Here is an 18,079-nt window from a genome sequence, read left to right as displayed (position 1 = left end):
TAGTGAAATCCGGTTAGCCTTAAGAAAATGCTCTCAATTAATAACTGGCGCGTATTCCGATCTCAAAATCAATATCTGCTTAGGAATACCCGCTAGGATGCCATTGCGGCAATTTGAGGCAATAGCGATGCAGCCATATTTCGCGCGTTATGGTCAACGGCGATGGCATCATCAGCCGACGACAAGGGCGCGAGATTTCCCGCCCGGACCCAGTCATTCATGGTGGCCTCGACCAGCCGCGCGATGGCGCCGAACCTGATTTTCTCGGCGATAAACGCCGCGACGGCAATCTCGTTTGCGGCATTGTAGACCGTGGTTGCGCCATTCCCTGTCCTTAACGCGTCATAGGCGAGTCGCAAGGCCGGAAAACGAGCGAAATCCGGCGCCTCGAACGTCAACTGTCCGATACTGGCGAGATCGAGCTTCACCGCCGGTCCGGCAATACGTTCAGGCCAGCCGAGGCAATGTGCGATCGGCGTTCGCATGTCGGGGGTGCCCAGTTGAGCAACGACGGATCGGTCGGAGAACTCGACCATGCCGTGAATGATGGATTGCGGGTGAACCAGGACATCGATCTCCTCGGGCTCGAGCGCAAACAGACAAGCGGCCTCGATAACTTCCAGTCCCTTGTTCATCATCGATGCCGAATCGATGGTGATCTTCCGTCCCATGCTCCAGTTGGGGTGCTTCAGCGCCTGCGCAAGGGTGGCATTCTCGATGTCAGCCGCGGCCCAGGTGCGAAACGGCCCCCCAGACGCGGTGATGATGACGCGCGTAAGCTCATCGCGATTCCCGGAACTCAACGCCTGAAACAGGGCATTGTGTTCGGAGTCCGCTGGCAGGATGCAAGCTCCTGCCTTAGCGGCGCGCTGCATGAAGAAATCGCCCGCACAAACCAAACACTCCTTGTTCGCAAGCGCGATCGTTGTTCCTCGATCAACGGCTGCAAGCGCGGGCTTCAATCCGGCCGCGCCGCTCACCGCGGCCATCAGCCAGTCGGTCGGGCGCGAAGCGGCCTCGATGATCGCGCTTTCGCCGACGCCACACTCGATGCCGCTGCCAGCGAGCGCATCCTTTAATTCGCCAAAGCGAGCGGTATCCGCGACCGCCACAAACCGCGCATCGAATTCGCGCGCCAGTTTGGCAAGGCCCTCGACATTGGAGTTGGCGGTAAGGGCCTCGACCCGATAGCGGCCGGGCGCGCCACGCAACAAATCCATCGTGCTGTCGCCGATCGATCCCGTCGCTCCCAGAACCGTCACGGTCCTGACGCCAGCCTCAACTGGCTTGTCGTTCTTCAACGGAACAGCACTCATTACCTCACCAACCCATAAGAGCGTGACCGATGCCATCGGCATCGCCAAGCAGAAATCCATAGAGCATGGCGAACACGATCGCCGCGACAAAGCCGTCGAGACGGTCGAGCAGCCCGCCGTGACCGGGAATGATCTGACTGGAATCCTTGACCCCGAAACGTCTCTTGACCGCAGATTCAAATAGATCGCCCGACTGCGACACGATTGACAGAACCGCCCCGAGCAGCAGCAAGGACGTCAGATTTCCAAAACCGAAAGCCGAAAATCCGGCGGCAACTGCAAGGCTCGCCACAAAGCCGCCTCCCGCACCGGCCCATGTCTTCTTCGGACTGACGCGAGGCCACAACTTCGGTCCCCCGATTCCGCGGCCCGCGAAATATCCCCCGATATCGGCAGCCCACACCACCAATAGCACAAACATCAACGCGACAAATCCATAGTCGCCGTCGAGGCGCACCTGCGCCGACGCAAAGGCAGCCGCCGCCGCATAACAGAACCCGGCCACAGACCAAAGGCGCAGCCGGCGCGACATGGCGGCAACCGTCCCGGCGCCGGCCAAAAGCACGACCAACGAAAACGTACCGTATCCGAACGTCAGGCAAAGACCCGACACAACAAGAGCCGCGATCCCGGCGGCAACCGTCTGCTTTTCCTGCGCGGCGCCGACGATCGTCAGCCATTCGACGTACATGCCGATCGCCGCGAGCGTGACAAGCGCGATCCATAACGGTCCGCCGATCCAGGCGATCGCAATCGCAGCCGGCGCGAGAACCAGCGCTGCAATGATGCGCATCCTGAGATTTTGCGATCCGCTTGCGGCAACCGGCGCGAGTTGATCCTGATCCACGCTAGTGTCCCGAGTCCAAAATTCGAATGTCCCTGGCTAAAGCCTTTTCGCTTCTGATCGCATCAGAAGCGCAGCTCTGGATTGCCGTTTTGACGCGTTTCCCTCGCGCGAACCGGCATCCGCTTCGCTCGAAAACCCACGCCATAGCACCCTTTGATGAAAACTTCGGAACCAAAGAAAACCCGCGCCTAATTCGAGAACTTTCCCGCTCAAGAGGGAATCCGAAGCAGACTTCATCATTCTGATTGGCGCGTTTCTCCACGCGACCGATAAACACTTCTCCCTGAAAGCCATACTCACGATCCGGCTTTCGCAGCCAGCCCGCCGAAGCGACGTTCGCGTCTGGCATATTCTGCGATCGCGCCTTCGAGCGCCGCCCTGTCGAAATCCGGCCAGTGCATCGGGACAAATACGAACTCACTGTAAGCCGCCTGCCACATCAGGAAATTCGACAGCCGCTGCTCGCCGCTGGTGCGGATGATCAGGTCAGGATCGGGAATGTCAGGCGCGTCGAGATATCGGCCCAGCGTATCGGCGTCGATTGTTGCCGGGTCGCGCTTGCCGTCAGCGACTTCTCGAGCAAGGCGCTGGGCTGCGCTCGCGATTTCGTGTCGCGAGCCATAGTTGAACGCCACGACGAGATTGAGCCGGCTGTTGTTTCTCGTCAGGTCCTCGGCCTCGGTCAGCAGCGCGCAGATATCCGGCTCCAGCCCGGCACGCTCACCGATAACTCGCACCCGCACCCCGTCGCGGTGCAATGTCGCCAGATCATTGCGGACGAACCGTCGCAGCAAGCCGAAGAGATCGTTGATCTCGCTACGAGGCCGCGACCAATTCTCAGAGCTAAAGGAAAAAATGGTCAGATAAAGGATGTTCAATTCGCCTGCGGCCCGGACCACACGCCTCAACGCCTCGACACCGCGGCGATGACCCTCCGCGCGCGGCAATCCCCGGGCGGCCGCCCATCGGCCGTTGCCATCCATGATGATCGCAACATGCAGCGGCGTATCGGCTGGGTCCGATCCCTCGATTGCAGGCGCAACAGCATTCGACATCAGGCCAGTCCAATCCGGCTAAACGGTGAGGATTTCCTTTTCCTTGCCCGCCAGCAACTGATCGATTTCGGAGATAACGCCGTCTGTGGCCTTCTGAACCTCGTTCGCCAGGCGTTTCTCGTCGTCCTCGGAAATCTCGTGAGTTTTCTCGAGCTTCTTGAGCGTATCCAAGCCATCGCGGCGCACATGACGAACCGCCACCTTGGCCGCCTCCGCATATTTGTGCGCGACCTTTACTAATTCCTTGCGCCGCTCTTCGTTGAGTTCAGGGATGCGCAGTCGCAATACCTGGCCCTCGGTGGCCGGGCTCAGTCCGAGGTTGGAATCGACGATCGCCTTCTCCACCGCCTTGACCATCGACTTGTCCCAGACCTGCACCGACAAAAGACGCGGCTCGGGGACGCTGATCGTCGCCACCTGATTCAACGGCATGTGGCTGCCATAGGCATCGACCTGCACCGGATCGAGCATGGACGCCGACGCCCGGCCGGTTCGCAATCCCCCCAGTTCATGCTTGAGGGACTGAGTCGCTCCCTGCATTCGCCGTTTCAAGTCGCCGATATCGAAACTTCCCGACGCCATGCGCCCTCCATCTGGAACCTGCCTGACCTAAATCCGACCCGACGCGACGGATCAACTTGCGACGATCGTCCCGCGGCCGGTACCACTCAGAATGGCGCCGATCGAACCCGGTTCGGCGATCGAAAATACAATGATAGGCAGCGACGTCTCGCGAGCAAGCGCGAAAGCCGTCGCGTCCATGACCTTATAGCCGCCTTCGAGCGCCTGCGAGTGACTTAACCGTTCGAACCGTTTCGCGGACGGATCCTTCTTCGGATCGGAACTATAGACGCCATCCACGTTCGTCGCCTTGAGCACGGCTTGCGCGCCGATCTCGGCGGCGCGAAGCACCGCCGTCGTGTCGGTCGTGAAGTAAGGATTGCCGGTTCCACCCGCGAGCAGGACAATACGGTCCTCCGCGAGATACTTGTGTGCGGCGCGGCGGGTAAAAAGCTCACAGACCTCGGGCATGACAAACGAAGAGAGGGCGCGCGCCGACTGGCCGCGACGCTCGAGAGCAGCCTCAAGCGCGAGACAGTTCATGACGGTTGCAAGCATCCCCATCGTATCGCCGGTCGGGCGCGAAACGCCGCGGGACGAGACCTCGACGCCACGAAATATGTTTCCGCCGCCGACGACGACTGCGATTTCAGCTCCCAGCGCGCGGGCTGCGGCCAGATCGTCAGCGATTCGATCGATAGTGGGCTGATCGATGCCGAAAGGCTGCGAACCCGCCAGGTACTCTCCCGACAGTTTCACGACAACACGACGGTAGGCTGGCTGATCCATGATGCATTAGCTCCGTCGCGAGTCGGACTGTCCCGCCCCAGATCGGGGGTTACCCCTGCCCGGCCGCCGCAGCAACCTCGGCCGCAAAATCGGAATCGGCTTTCTCAATTCCCTCCCCGAGAGCATAGCGCGCAAAGCCGGTGACCTTCACGGGCGCCCCAACCTTGCCCTCGGCTTCCTTCAGCGCCTGGCCGACGCTTTTCTTATCGTCGAAGATAAACGGCTGTTCCAGCAGCGTCTGCTCCTTGAAGAAAGTCTTCAGGCCGGACTCGGTGATCTTCTCGATCATCGCTTCCGGCTTGCCCTGCTGCCGGAACTTGTCGGCCAGGACATCCTTCTCGCGCTTGACGACGTCCGGGTCGACTCCCGAGGGATCGATGGCCACCGGATTCGCGGACGCGACGTGCATCGCAATCTGGCGGCCAAGCGCTGCGAGTTCGTCGGCATTGCCGGCGGACTCAAGCGCGACGATCACCCCCATCTTGCCTGCACCATCAATCACCGCATTGTGGACGTAACCTGCGACGACGCCCTTGGCTACTTCCAGCGAATTCGCGCGACGCAACGTCATGTTCTCGCCGATGGTAGCGATTGCATCCGAGATCGCCGTCTCCACGGTGGCGCTGCCGACCTCGGCGGCCTTGATCACCTCGACATCGGCGCCGACACTGAGGGCGACCTGCGCCACCATTTTGACCAGTCCCTGAAACTGCTCATTGCGCGCAACAAAGTCGGTTTCCGAATTGACTTCAACGACGACGCCCTTGTTGCCGCTAGTGACGAGGCCGATCAGACCCTCGGCTGCAACGCGCCCCGCTTTCTTGGCCGCCTTGGAAAGCCCTTTCTTGCGCAGCCAGTCAATCGCAGCCTGCATGTCACCGTTGTTTTCGGTCAGCGCCTGCTTGCAATCCATCATGCCGACGCCAGTGGTTTCGCGCAGCTCCTTGACCATCGCCGCGGTGATTGTCGCCATTGCTGTATGTCCTTTGCCTGTCGGGAGATTGCGGTACGGCTTACTGCCCTCGCCACCTCTACTCAGGGATCAAGTCAGAAAATCCGATGTGAAGCGGCCGATCGCAACGCCGGCCGCATCTCACGTTATTCGGCCTCGGCGGTCATCGCCTTGGCCTGAGCGACCCAGCCGTCGGCCCGGCTTGGAAGGCCAACTTCTTCGCCAATCCTGTGCGCGGTATCGTGATCGAGTTCGGCAAGCTGCCAATAATGAAAGATGCCAAGATCGTTGAACTTTTTCTCGATCGCTCCTGAGACGCCGGTGAGCTTTTTGAGGTCATCAGCGACGCCTCGCGGACCAGCGAGCCCCTGGAAGCCCGCGGGCTGCGCGGCAGCCGGAAGCTCCTCCTGCACCGGCTCAACCGACGCGCCGACGTCGATGCCGGAATCGCCCTGAGCCCGCGAAATGCCGTCGATCGCCGCACGGGCGATGAGGTCGCAATACAGACTGATGGCGCGGCCCGCATCGTCGTTACCGGGCACGATATAGGTGATGCCTTTCGGATCGCAGTTGGTGTCCACGATCGCCGCGACCGGAATGTTCAGCCGCTGGGCTTCCTGGATCGCAATGTCTTCTTTGTTTGTATCGATCACAAAGATCAAATCGGGGAGACCGCCCATATCCTTGATGCCGCCGAGCGAGCGGTCGAGCTTGTCGCGCTCGCGCTGCAGCGTCAGGCGTTCCTTCTTGGTGTAGGCATTGGCATCGCCGGAACTGAGCACCTCGTCGAGATGACGCAACCGCTTGATCGAACCGGAGATCGTTTTCCAGTTGGTCAGCGTCCCACCTAACCAGCGTGAATTGACAAAATACTGCGCCGAGCGCTTCGCCGCGTCGGCGACGCCGTCCTGGGCCTGCCGTTTGGTGCCGACGAACAGGATGCGACCGCCCTTGGCGACGGTATCGCTGACGGCCTGCAACGCGCGGTGCATCAACGGCACGGTCTGCGCCAGGTCGATGATATGGATATTGTTGCGAGCCCCGAAAATGTACTCGGCCATCTTCGGATTCCAGCGATGCGATTGGTGGCCGAAATGAACGCCAGCCTCAAGCAGCTGACGCATGGTGAATTCAGGTAGCGCCATGGTTCGACTCTCCGGTTGGTTCCTCCGGAAACGTGTGAGCAGACCGAACCGTCAAACCAAAAGGAATACGGTCCGGCAGCCACCGGACGGCTTTTCAGGCCATGTTTCCGTGTGAGATGCCGGCCTGTATAGCGAGGGTACCCGCTATACGCAAGGCAATCCGCCCGCCGGCCGCGCCGCCCAGGCCGGTCAGATGGCCTGAACGTCCACGACCCCCGAAACCGCCTTGATCGCGCCGGCGATCTGAGGTGAAACCCGAAACCGGCCCGGAAGTTTTATTTCGACCTCCGTTTCAAGATCCAGCAGCATCACCACCGAGACGTCGCCGTCTCCGGCTTGCCTTGCAGCGACTCCGGCGCCCCCGGCCGGATCCCCGTTTTCGTTTGCCTGGAGACGCCTTTCGATCGACTCGAGCGGCTTTGAATCACGAAGGAAAATCCGCAGCCCCTTCTGTGTCTTGGCGGCGGCATCGTCGAGTGGCTCGGCACGGGACACCCGCGCCCGCACATCCTCGCCCTGCAACTCCGCGTCGAGCTGCAACAGCACCGCTGCTCCCGGCTCAAGGACGTCCCGAAATTGCGCCAGACCTTCCGAGAACAGCACCGCTTCAAAGTGGCCGGTCGGATCGGACAGGCCGATGATGCCCATCTTATTACCGGTCTTGGTTCGCCGCTCCGTCCGCGAAACCACTGTCGCCGCCACCTTGCCGGCGGTCGCACCAGCCTTCACCGCGCGGGAAAACTCGACCCAGGACTGGACGCGCAGCCGTTTCAGCGCTGTCACATAGTCGTCGAGCGGATGTCCCGAGAGGAAAAATCCGACCGCCTCATACTCGCGCCTCAGGCGATCGGCAGGCAACCAGGGTTCGACCCGAGGCAGCAGGATGTCGGGCGCGTCCGCCATGCCGCCGAACATATCATTCTGACCAAGCGTCATTGCCTCGTGACTACGCTGGCACGCGGCAAGAATCGCCTCGGCGCCCGCGAACACGCGAGCACGGTTTGGCTCGAGCGCATCGAACGCTCCGGCGGCTGCAAGGCTTTCGATCACGCGCTTGTTGATGGCGCGCGGCGGCACCCTGGCGGCGAAATCGGCCAGCGAGGTGAACAAGCCGTTCTTCCGCGCCTCGACGATCAGCTCGACCGCGTGCGAACCAACCCCTTTCAACGCGGCCAGCGCATAACAGATGACGCCTTCGCTCACCTCGAAGGTCGCGCCAGAGCGGTTGACCGATGGCGCTTCGACCTTGATGCCCAGGCGCTGGGCTTCCGCGCGAAATTCCGAAAGTTTGTCGGTATTGCTCATATCGAGCGTCATTGACGCCGCGAGAAACTCGACGGGGTAATGCGCTTTCATATACGCCGTCTGGTAGGAGACGAGCGCATAGGCCGCCGCATGGCTTTTGTTGAAGCCGTAATCAGCAAACTTCGCCAGCAGTTCAAAGATCGTTTCCGCCTGGCCTTGGGGAACGCCGCTTTTTACCGAGCCGGCAACAAAAATCGCTCGCTGCTTTTCCATTTCCGCGCGGATCTTCTTGCCCATCGCCCGCCGCAACAGGTCGGCGTCTCCGAGCGAGTAGCCGGCCATGACCTGGGCGATCTGCATCACCTGTTCCTGATAGATGATGACGCCGAAAGTTTCCTTCAGGATCGGCTCGAGCATCGGATGAAGATATTCCGATTCCTCCTCACCGTGCTTGCGCGCGCAATAGGTCGGAATGTTCGCCATCGGTCCCGGCCGATACAGCGCGACCAGCGCGATGATGTCCTCGAAGCGGTCCGGGCGCATGTCCACCAGCGCCCGCCGCATGCCCTGGCTTTCAACCTGAAACACGCCGACCACATCGCCTTGGGTCAGCATCTGGTAGCTGGCCGCATCGTCGAGCGGCAGCGTGGCGAGATCGACGTGGATATTGCGCTGCTTCAGCAACTTCACCGCAACGTCCAGAACCGTTAGCGTCTTCAGGCCGAGAAAGTCGAACTTCACGAGGCCGGCCGGCTCCACCCACTTCATGTTGAACTGGGTTACCGGCATGTCGGACTTCGGATCGCGATACAGCGGCACGAGTTCGCTCAAGGGGCGGTCACCGATCACGATGCCCGCCGCATGAGTCGAGGCGTGACGTGTCAGCCCCTCGAGGCGCTGGGCGATATCGAACGCGCGCGCCACCACCGGATCCTCATCACGAAATGCCTGAAGCTTCGGCTCTCCTTCGATCGCCTGCTTCAGCGAGACAGGAGCCGCGGGGTTTTGCGGCACCAGCTTGGTCAGCTTATCCACCTGACCGTAAGGCATCTGCAAGACGCGGCCGACGTCACGCAGCACTCCGCGCGCCTGCAGCGTGCCGAAGGTGATGATCTGCGCAACCTGATCGCGACCGTAGCGCTTCTGCACGTAGTCGATGACTTCCCCGCGCCGTTCCTGACAGAAATCGATATCGAAGTCCGGCATCGATACGCGTTCGGGATTGAGGAAGCGCTCGAAAAGCAGGCCGAACCGGATCGGGTCGAGATCGGTGATGGTGAGCGCATAAGCCACCAATGAGCCGGCGCCGGAACCGCGGCCCGGTCCGACGGGAATTCCCTTGGACTTGGCGTATTTGATGAAGTCCGCGACGATCAAGAAGTAGCCCGCATAGTTCATGCGCGTGATGACGTCGAGCTCAAAACCGAGGCGCTTTCCGTAGTCTTCTTCCGTCATCCCCGTCGAGACGCCATGCACCGCCAGCCGCTTCGCAAGCCCCTCCTCCGCCTGCCGCCGCAATTCGGCGGCTTCATCGTTTTTCCCATCCGCCGCGCCGGCGTCCGAGGCCACCGTAAAGCGCGGAAGGATCGGCTTGCGTGTCCTGGGCCGGAACGCGCAGCGTTCCGCGATTTCAATCGTGGACGCCAACGCTTCCGGGATATCGGCAAACAGGACAGCCATCTCCGCGCGGGTTTTGAAGCGATGATCGGGAGTCAATTGCTCGCGCTCTGTCTCCGCAACCAGGCGACCGCCGGCGATACACAGCAAGGCGTCGTGAGCTTCATAATCATCGGAGGTGGCAAAATACGGCTCGTTGGTCGCAACCAGCGGAAGACCCTTCGCATAAGCAAGATCGATCAACGCCCCTTCGACCCGCCGCTCCTTGTCAAGGCCATGACGCTGCAACTCCACATAGAGCCGGTCGCCGAAAATCATAGCGAGTTGATCGCAGCGGGCGGTCGCAAGCGCTGAATGATCGGCGTTGAACGCCATCGCCACAGGACCATCGGGCCCGCCGGTCAAGGCGATCAAACCTTCGTTCTCATCCCGAAGCCACTCCCAACTGACGTGCGGGCTGCAATGCTCCGGCGTTTCAAGGAACGCCCGGGAGTTCAATCGCATCAAGTTACGATAGCCAGCTTCCCGCGTCGCCAACAAGACGACTCGGGCGAGCGGAATCGCGTTCCGGGCATTGGCATCCTGATCTCCGAAATCCACCGCCAGTTCACAGCCGACGATCGGCTGGATGCCATAGCCCGCGACTTTATCGGAGAACTCCAGTGCGCCGAACATATTGTCGGTGTCGGTGAGCGCCAATGCGGGTTGGTGATCCGCCCTGGCCAGTTCCGCCAGCTTCTGGATCTTGATCGAGCCCTTCAATAACGAATAGGCCGAGTGGACATGCAGGTGAACGAAACCTGCGTGAGCCGCGACGGTCTTCTGAGTCATGGTTTCAGGCAATCATCGGCCAGCGTCGGCAAAGGCCGACTCGCAAAAAAGGAATGGTGAGGACTTGCGCGGGGCGAGTCCACGCAAATTCCCCTCACCTACGCGGCTGTTCTCGTTTTCCCCAGTCGCCCGATCGCCCGTTCACGAAAGCTGTGGAATAAGCTGCGCCCAGACAGCGACCATTCCGACAAACAGCACAATCGATGCCAGCGCCGTCGCCTCCTCGACAAACATTCTCAACATGATTCGGCCTCCTCGATTAGAACATAATAGGAACATTGTTTCTGATTTGTTCTTGGAGTCAAGGCCGGGTAGTGGGTCAGTTTGAAAAATGACCCCGAAAGAAACGTCTTGGTTAATTCAAGGAAGCGTTGGGGCCGATCGTCTTGCCCGGACGAAATGGGCCACTCATTGCCAACGTGTAGGCAAGTTGGTCAGCGTCAAAGTTGCCTTTATCTAGGCCGATGTACTGCAGGAAAGGAACGGGCCACCCACTTGGATGCGCCCACCATTCACCCTTTTCGTCGCGGACATCCGTCCGGCGTTTGAACCCAGCGGCCTTTAGTTGTGCTCTAGCTTGTTGAACGGGCACTAGCACGTTGGTGGGTTAACTCCGCTACAACATATGCTGGCGGTATTTCGGGTAGCTCTTCCGAATCACTCACCAATTCAGACGCGTCATGTATCAAGCGCAACTCAACTACGCGACCAATATTTACTTCTAAAAATTTTTTCAGAAAGCCGATCACATCTTCCCATCGGCCAGTTCGGAGAACAGCGCTGAAAGGTCCTAGATTTGGGCTTGTAACAAACAAGCTTCCGTCAGACCTACGCTTTCCAACCAACTCAATTTTATATTCTTTTCGAATGGGCTTTTTCGTTCGGGAAACTTTTTTCCGACGAGCCACGACGGACATAAAACCCTCCAGAGTAATCCCCGCGTCTAGGGGCCGTCTCAAAATTACCTGATTCTTTGCAAGTTGACGTGCCTTTAGGGCAACAGGAGGGCGTTAAACCACTTTAAGCAAGGCTTCACAAGGGGGCTTAGGCTCGCACCGGCCTCTCTAAGAGCCACGCTCTAGACTTATCCCTAATCCACTCTAACGCGTCAGCTTCTTTATCAAATCCGAAAATCGTATCGACTTCCCCGCCGCGCCAAAGCACGCTGACGGAATGGCCCTTCCCGATTGCATACCGCCGGACCACGAACTGATATTCTGGCTTGAAGTTCGCCAGCTCCCATTGCTCTAGCACGGCGACCAAATCTTCCATCTCCCAAAGCTTGTCAGTTACGCCAGCGGCCATTGCGGGCGTGACCTTGAGCGTCTGATGGATGCGGACGAAGTTGTAATACATCGTATGGAGCGCAATTGCTGCGGCGTGGTTCTCCACCTTCTTCGAGAACGCATTGGTGAGCCGGGTAAACCGGCGCATATGCATCCGCATCGTGAGGTTGCTGCGCTCAACGTATGATGTGCTGATATGCTTCTGATCGGGGCTGCCAATCTTCGGCTTCTTTTCCGCACCGATGCACTTGGCGGGGCTATATCGGACCTCAGCCTGTGGGTCCGCGCCGTACAGCTTCACCAGCATCGCATAGTCAACATCGTCACCGAATACAGCGTCAACGGCGGTCAGATAGGGCCTATGGCCATCACTGGTGAGCTGGACGCGATTGCTTAATCTGCTCCGTAAGTCCGCAGTGAAGGCCAGAGCAGCGTCCATATCGCGAGCACCGAGCAGCCAGCTAACGATCAGCTTTGAGTCGGCATCAATCGCTGTCCACGTCCAAACATCGCCTGCGGTCGCCGGAGCGGCTTTGGCGTCCTTCACGTTGGCGTTCTTGGCGTAAACGAACGACCAGATTTCATCCATCTGGACACGCTTACAGGACAGGTTGCGAAGCGCCTTGTCCTGGTAGGCAGCGCAGGCATGACCGGCTTCGACCAGCAACTTCGCGACGGTGTTTTTGCTGCATCCGGTCAGCCGCGTCACGGCGCGGATAGATTGCCCCTCACAAAGGAGGTGAAGGATTTGGGCGCGGGTCTTTCGGTCCAGCCTGTTCATAGGCCGGATCATAATGACCCTTATGCTTAACTGTCAAGCATTATGGGATATTTTGGAGTGTGCCTTATTTTTTATAGCCGGTCTATCTAGCGCCTTATCGATTGCTTCACGCGTCTGTTTAATTACCTCTTGAAGCCCCTCCGGCACCTTCTCCTTTCCTAGCTGGCGTCTTTCTTCCCTTTCGAGAGCTTCCAGCGCTCGATTTTGCATGATGTGCATTGTTGTCCTCCTGACAAACTGCCTGTCCAACGCGGTGCAGATACCTTGGGTTCAATTCTGACGGGAAATAGTGCTTTCGCTTTACCCAAACGAACCCCTCAGCTTCTGATATCACCGCCACATCAATAGGCCCTCCTACTGTATCCATTCCCCGAGACACGCGTTTTTTGATCGACGTTAAATTTACTAATGCCTCGGCCATTTTTGCCAATTCTGGCTTTGGCATGAACTCAATTAGACTCTCAATTTCAGACCGAGATTTCTTTTTGATTTCCTCGAAGGCCCCGGTTTTCAGTCCGGATATGTAAGCCTCCTCAGCATCCTGTACTGCTTCTTCGAAGCCTTTTTTATCATCATCGTCTTCGAAAGAAATGTGACCTATGATCGCTTCTCGCACTTTTGTTATTGTGCTTTGTGAGAATTGGGTCAGGTATCGTTCGATCTGGTCGTCTAAGCCGTACAAGAAGCGATCGACCATGTCCCGCTGAGCGAAGGGTATGATCGCCGCTCGCGGCCCGTCTCTATCGATATCCGTCTCGTTTCGGACAACGTACTTCAATCGATCCCCTACCATTCCATCTATCTCGAAAGACAGAAGCGTTGGGAAGAGCTCTTTCTTGCCGAATCCCGCTATCACGATTCCCGTGTAGCCGCCCGATAGCAAATCTTTCCGCAATGCAAGTTTTAGAATTGCAAGTATCCGCGCCTTTTGCGCTTCGTTTCCTGGGGAATGATTCGCGACTAGGCTAACAAGCTCCTGTTCGATGTGCTCGGAAATAACAACCGGCCCTTCTCCAATGAACTCCGCGTCTTTTCTTCGCTTATATATTCTATCCCAGACATCTATTGCCGTATCCAACATGTCGTTCGTAGTAGCGGCCCAATCAATTTCTTCCTGAGGCTTGTGGTCCATTAGCCTCTTCTGCAAATCTGCCTGGAAGCGTTTGAAAATCTGATCGATGATGGGCATGGCCAACCGCCTGATCCCATCATCTTTCACCCTGTCAGGGGAACTGACGCCAAAATCGTTGAGGTGACGCAAAAACTGGAAGGCAGCTTCTTTGACGCTATCGAAACGGCCACATTCATTTCGAAAGCGCTTAATCAACGACTGCAGCGGGGCCTCAGCAAAACTGAGACCATTATAAACCATGATCCCGATTGGGTCATGACGACATAATTCGAAAAGCTTGTCGGCTGAATCGTAAGTTTTGTCTTCTTGGTCGCTGGTCCCAATTGTAACTGCGCTATCAGCGGCTAACGCTATAGCCGACTTATTCAGGATCGCTATTTCCGCCGTCATCTTTACGCCACCTCGCAGCGGCGGCTTCACGGGCGATCTCTCTACGCCTTTCGTCGCTGAGTTTGTCAGCGCGGGCGCGGCCGCCTTTGAGCCCCCTAATTCTGCCCAACTGTGAGGCTGGCGAAGGTTCCGAGTCAACCTCAGGTGGCAGGCTGCCTGTGGCGATATCCACGATAGCTTTCGCCAGCTGATTTGGATCGCGGGGGCGCTTTGGATGAGATGACGACATGCCCCGAATATGGCCCTGAATCACTCCGATTCCTAGGCACTATGGCTGCCACAATCAAACTGACCCACTACCCAAGGCCGCAATAGTAGGTCATTCTGAAAAACGACCCCTTAGGTTAATTCATGACAAGAGGCGCTTTAATCGCTCACGCCACGGCAATCGGGGATTGGATCACTTGCGCGGCCGCTTGGTCAACTTGTATGACCACCAGGCCGTCGCGTGGTTCCAGCTCTTGATGGGCAGTTTGCAGACGTTACAATCCGCCTGACCCGTGTCCTTGAACGGACTGGTGTAGACCGTCACGCTGTAGACAGCGCCGCAACCAGGACAGGTATATTCACCGCCGTCGCGGGCTCGCACGCCAGGTTTGAGTTTTTGAGCCATAGCGGCCCGATACCGCCCCTTGATGCATTTCGCAAGTCGTTTCCGAACGGGACAAGCCCGCTAGCACTGCCGGGATTCCCAAGTCTTTCTGGAAGTGAGCTTGCTCAATCCGGGCGCAGCGCGGCGGCCATTTCCTGGATAATCGCCTGCGCGGCGGCTTTTGGATTGTCCGCGGCGTAGATGGGCCTGCCCAACACCAGATAATCAGCTCCCGCGCGCACGGCCTCAAACGGCGTGGCCACCCGCTTCTGATCATGCCTGGCGCCGCCACTCGGGCGGATGCCGGGCGACACGATCATCAGCTTGTTGCTAGTCTGCTTGCGAAGCTCGGCGACTTCCAGGGCCGATGCGACGACGCCATCAACTCCAACCTCAAGCGCCCTCTTCGCCCGTGCAACGACGAGATCTTCTACGCCGCATTCGAAGCCCATTTCCTTGATGTCCTCGGCGTCCATGCTTGTGAGCACGGTGACGCCGAGAATCTTCATGTCGGAGTTGCCGCGACCGGCGACGGCAGCTTTCATGATGCTCGCAACGCCATGCACGGTTAGGAAAGTGATCTTCAACTCCGCTGCCTGGGCGACCGCGCGCTGAACGGTCTCTGCGATGTCATAATACTTGTAATCCAGAAAAACCCGCTTACCCTCCGCGATGAGTTCCCTGGCAAATTCGTTTCCGCCGACGAGTTGCAACCCTAAACCGACCTTGTAAAAAGAGACTTCGTCGTCCAGGTCCCGAACGAGCTTCCTTGCATCTTCGATGTTCCAGTAGTCGAGAGCGACAATCAGCTTCTCGCGGGCGAGATCGAGATAGTTTGAGCCACTCATGCGCAGGCTACCTCAATGCTTTGTCACAAGGATCGGGAAAGAGTTCGAGAATCGGTAGCCTGACACCAAACTTTTGAGTTCGCGTTTAACTAAATGGAACTACTTCAGGCGAGGATATATATCAATATGCGGGCGGGTCATCCGCCCAACCTGCACGCTTTGCGACTGGATACGCGGCCAAAAAAGCTAAGTGCTTACCATAGTTCATTCATTCGGGATTGATTTGATGCGCGGAACCTTCATCGCTCTGGCTCTGATTTTCTCGTGCGCAACGGCTCACGCCCAGAACTGGGACAGCCGTTATCCGGTCTGCCAGATGCTTTACTCGCCGGTCACGTTGAGCGACTGCCGCTATGAAACGATGGAGCAATGCAGGGCGGCAACAAGTGGCCTGTACGCCCAATGCATGGAAAATCCTTATTTCGCCCGCACGCAGGATTATCGAAGGCGGCCTCGACGACAGCACCACCACTATTGATGCCAGTCTGGTTTCGTCGGAGCATATTCCCCGTCAGTCCAGTTCGACGACGTGCCCATTCTCCAGCGATACCCGCCGGTCCATCCGATCTGCGAGTTCCAGGTTGTGCGTCGCGATCAGCATTGCCACCCGAGTCGCTTTCACGAGCTGCATCAGCGCATTGAACACATGATCCGCTGTTTGGGGATCGAGGTTGCCGGTCGGTTCATCGGCGAACAATACGCGCGGCGCGTTGGCGACGGCTCGCGCGATTGCAACCCGTTGCTGTTCTCCGCCGGACAACTCCGCCGGACGATGGGTGACCCGGTCCTCAAGGCCGAGATAAGCGAGAATTTCGCGCGCACGCTTGACCGTCTCCGCGCGCTTGAGGCCTCGGATCATCTGCGGCAGCATGACATTTTCGAGCGCGGTGAATTCCGGAAGAAGACGGTGCGACTGATAAACGAACCCGATATCGGTGCGCCTTATCTGCGTACGCTCGACGTCGGAAAGGCCGGACGTCGCGGTTCCTCCGATATAGACCTCCCCTGCATCAGGACTCTCGAGCAGCCCGGCAATATGCAGCAGGGTTGACTTACCCGATCCCGAAGGCGCCACCAGCGCGACGGACTGGCCCGCCCACAAAGCCAGCTTTGTGCTGTCCAGAATGGTCAGTCGCGTTTCACCCTGCGTATATTGACGCTTGATGTCATGAAGATAGACAATCGGTATTTCCTTCGTCCCTTGCTCCATGTCCGGCTCACTCGTACCGGAGGGCTTCGACGGGATCGAGCCGCGCCGCGCGCCATGACGGATAAAGAGTCGCGAGAAACGACAGCGTCAGCGCCATGATCACCACGGCGCTGGTCTCCCGAACATCGATTTCGGCCGGTAGTTTGGACAAGAAATAAAGCTCAGGTGAAAACAACTCGGTGCTGGTAAGCCACGAGAGAAACTCGCGGATCGACTCGATATTGAGACAAATCACGAGCCCCACGACAAAACCGGTGAGCGTGCCGACCACGCCGATCGCGGCTCCGGTAATCAGGAAAATGCGCATGATAGCACCCTGCGAAGCGCCCATGGTGCGCAGGATGGCGATATCGCTTCCCTTGTCCTTGACCAGCATGATGAGCCCTGAAACGATATTCAGCGCCGCGACGAGGACAATCAGCGTCAGGATCAGAAACATCACATTGCGTTCGACCTGGAGCGCATTGAAAAACGTCGAATTCCGCTGCCGCCAGTCGACGAGAAACACCGGCCGGCCAGCGGATTCCGTCACCGACTTACGGAAATCATCAATCTTGTCCGGATTGTCCGTGTAGACTTCGATCGCGGTGACATCGTTGGCGCGATTGAAATAGGCTTGCGCTTCCGCCAGCGGCATGAACACGAAGGTGGAATCGTATTCGGACATCCCGATCTCGAACACCGCTGCTATCTTGTACGGCTTGATGCGCGGCGTGGTGCCCATCGGGGTTACAGCGCCGCGCGGCGCCACCAGCGTCACGCTGTCGCCTGCGTGCAGCGAGAGTTGATCGGCAAGACGCCGGCCGATAGCCACGCCCTGCCCGTCGTCGAACCCCTCCAGCGTACCCTGTTTGATATTCTTAGCGATGGAGGTGAGATTGTTGAGGTCATTAGCCCTGATGCCCCGGACGAAAACGCCGGCGGCATTATAGGGCGAAGACGCGAGCGCCTGACCGTCGACGACAGGCGCGGCAAGCCGTATCCCCTGCACCTGACTGACACGGTCCGCGACATCCTTCCAGTCGGTGAGCGGGGACTCCAAGGGCTGAACCAGAAGATGCCCGTTCAGGCCAAGTATCTTGCTGAGCAGTTCCGTACGAAAGCCATTCATGACGGCCATCACGATAATCAGCGTAGCCACGCCGAGCATGATCCCGAGGAACGAGAAGCCGGCTATGACGGAGATGAACCCTTCCTTCCGCCGCGCCCGCAGATAGCGCCCGGACAGCATCCACTCAAAGGCGGCAAACGGCTTGGTCCGGAGCGGCTCGTTCATGGTCTCATCCATCGTTCGATAATCCCATGATTCGGACCAATTGTGGCCGGAATGGCATTGAGAAAAGCACGCGGTGGATAATCGCTGGTGTCCCGATTCCGAAGTTCGCATACTCTTGCCGCAACCTTTGATGCGAACTTCGGAATCAACGGGACACTAGCAACTTTATGATTCTAGTGTGGTTTAGGTTCAGAAGTTCGCTTGAC

Annotated in this window: 16 protein-coding genes; 1 reads left to right on the top strand and 15 read right to left on the bottom strand. The window is 58.3% G+C overall.

Annotation, left to right across the window (positions count from 1 at the left end):
- Positions 1 to 92 precede the first annotated feature (92 nt).
- From dxr to pyrF, 13 genes are all read right to left on the bottom strand, one after another.
- On the bottom strand, positions 93 to 1,316 hold the full coding sequence (dxr, locus tag NB311A_RS16795; RefSeq protein WP_009799845.1) for a 1-deoxy-D-xylulose-5-phosphate reductoisomerase: 1,224 nt from the start codon (positions 1,314 to 1,316) through the stop codon (positions 93 to 95).
- 4 nt (positions 1,317 to 1,320) lie between these two features.
- The gene (locus tag NB311A_RS16790; protein ID WP_009799846.1) at positions 1,321 to 2,163 is read right to left on the bottom strand and encodes a phosphatidate cytidylyltransferase; all 843 of its coding nucleotides are present in this window, start codon (positions 2,161 to 2,163) and stop codon (positions 1,321 to 1,323) included.
- A 296-nt stretch (positions 2,164 to 2,459) separates the two neighbouring features.
- Complete coding sequence (locus NB311A_RS16785) at positions 2,460 to 3,218, bottom strand: isoprenyl transferase (RefSeq protein WP_009799847.1); 759 nt, start codon at positions 3,216 to 3,218, stop codon at positions 2,460 to 2,462.
- An 18-nt stretch (positions 3,219 to 3,236) separates the two neighbouring features.
- Entirely contained in the window at positions 3,237 to 3,800 is a 564-nt protein-coding gene (frr, locus tag NB311A_RS16780; protein WP_009799848.1) for a ribosome recycling factor, read from the bottom strand.
- A gap of 51 nt (positions 3,801 to 3,851) precedes the next feature.
- Positions 3,852 to 4,568, bottom strand: a complete 717-nt coding sequence (gene pyrH / locus NB311A_RS16775; RefSeq protein WP_009799849.1) for a UMP kinase — start codon at positions 4,566 to 4,568, stop codon at positions 3,852 to 3,854.
- Between the two features lie 49 nt (positions 4,569 to 4,617).
- On the bottom strand, positions 4,618 to 5,541 hold the full coding sequence (tsf, locus tag NB311A_RS16770; RefSeq protein ID WP_009799850.1) for a translation elongation factor Ts: 924 nt from the start codon (positions 5,539 to 5,541) through the stop codon (positions 4,618 to 4,620).
- 125 nt (positions 5,542 to 5,666) lie between these two features.
- Positions 5,667 to 6,665 (bottom strand): 30S ribosomal protein S2, encoded by a 999-nt coding sequence (locus tag NB311A_RS16765; RefSeq protein WP_009799851.1) that lies wholly within the window; start codon positions 6,663 to 6,665, stop codon positions 5,667 to 5,669.
- 189 nt (positions 6,666 to 6,854) lie between these two features.
- Positions 6,855 to 10,358, bottom strand: coding sequence for a DNA polymerase III subunit alpha (gene dnaE, locus NB311A_RS16760; RefSeq protein ID WP_009799852.1), 3,504 nt, complete (start codon positions 10,356 to 10,358; stop codon positions 6,855 to 6,857).
- 572 nt (positions 10,359 to 10,930) lie between these two features.
- On the bottom strand, positions 10,931 to 11,275 hold the full coding sequence (locus tag NB311A_RS21605; RefSeq protein WP_131522930.1) for a hypothetical protein: 345 nt from the start codon (positions 11,273 to 11,275) through the stop codon (positions 10,931 to 10,933).
- Positions 11,276 to 11,402: 127 nt separating this feature from the next.
- A complete protein-coding gene (locus NB311A_RS16755) occupies positions 11,403 to 12,425 on the bottom strand; it encodes an IS1-like element ISNisp5 family transposase (protein WP_199855086.1) in 1,023 nt (340 codons plus the stop codon).
- Positions 12,426 to 12,543: 118 nt separating this feature from the next.
- Positions 12,544 to 13,977, bottom strand: coding sequence for a hypothetical protein (locus NB311A_RS16750; RefSeq protein WP_207382391.1), 1,434 nt, complete (start codon positions 13,975 to 13,977; stop codon positions 12,544 to 12,546).
- Positions 13,978 to 14,347: 370 nt separating this feature from the next.
- Positions 14,348 to 14,560, bottom strand: coding sequence for a hypothetical protein (locus NB311A_RS16745; protein ID WP_009799856.1), 213 nt, complete (start codon positions 14,558 to 14,560; stop codon positions 14,348 to 14,350).
- A gap of 104 nt (positions 14,561 to 14,664) precedes the next feature.
- Entirely contained in the window at positions 14,665 to 15,387 is a 723-nt protein-coding gene (pyrF, locus tag NB311A_RS16740) for an orotidine-5'-phosphate decarboxylase (RefSeq protein ID WP_009799857.1), read from the bottom strand.
- A gap of 226 nt (positions 15,388 to 15,613) precedes the next feature.
- On the opposite strand from pyrF, the gene NB311A_RS20825 reads away from it, so the two are divergent.
- Positions 15,614 to 15,865: a DUF3551 domain-containing protein gene (locus tag NB311A_RS20825; RefSeq protein WP_083780501.1), complete on the top strand. Its 252-nt coding sequence runs from the start codon at positions 15,614 to 15,616 to the stop codon at positions 15,863 to 15,865.
- Between the two features lie 33 nt (positions 15,866 to 15,898).
- Here NB311A_RS20825 and NB311A_RS16735 read toward each other — a convergent pair whose 3' ends face one another.
- Positions 15,899 to 16,597, bottom strand: coding sequence for an ABC transporter ATP-binding protein (locus NB311A_RS16735; protein WP_009799858.1), 699 nt, complete (start codon positions 16,595 to 16,597; stop codon positions 15,899 to 15,901).
- Between the two features lie 7 nt (positions 16,598 to 16,604).
- Positions 16,605 to 17,885 (bottom strand): lipoprotein-releasing ABC transporter permease subunit, encoded by a 1,281-nt coding sequence (locus tag NB311A_RS16730; RefSeq protein WP_009799859.1) that lies wholly within the window; start codon positions 17,883 to 17,885, stop codon positions 16,605 to 16,607.
- Between the last annotated feature and the right edge of the window lie 194 nt (positions 17,886 to 18,079).

This window comes from Nitrobacter sp. Nb-311A, from assembly GCF_000152905.1.
Taxonomy (GTDB): domain Bacteria; phylum Pseudomonadota; class Alphaproteobacteria; order Rhizobiales; family Xanthobacteraceae; genus Nitrobacter.
The sequence above is the reverse complement of the archived record's forward strand: the minus strand, read 5'-3'. Positions and strand labels throughout refer to the sequence as shown.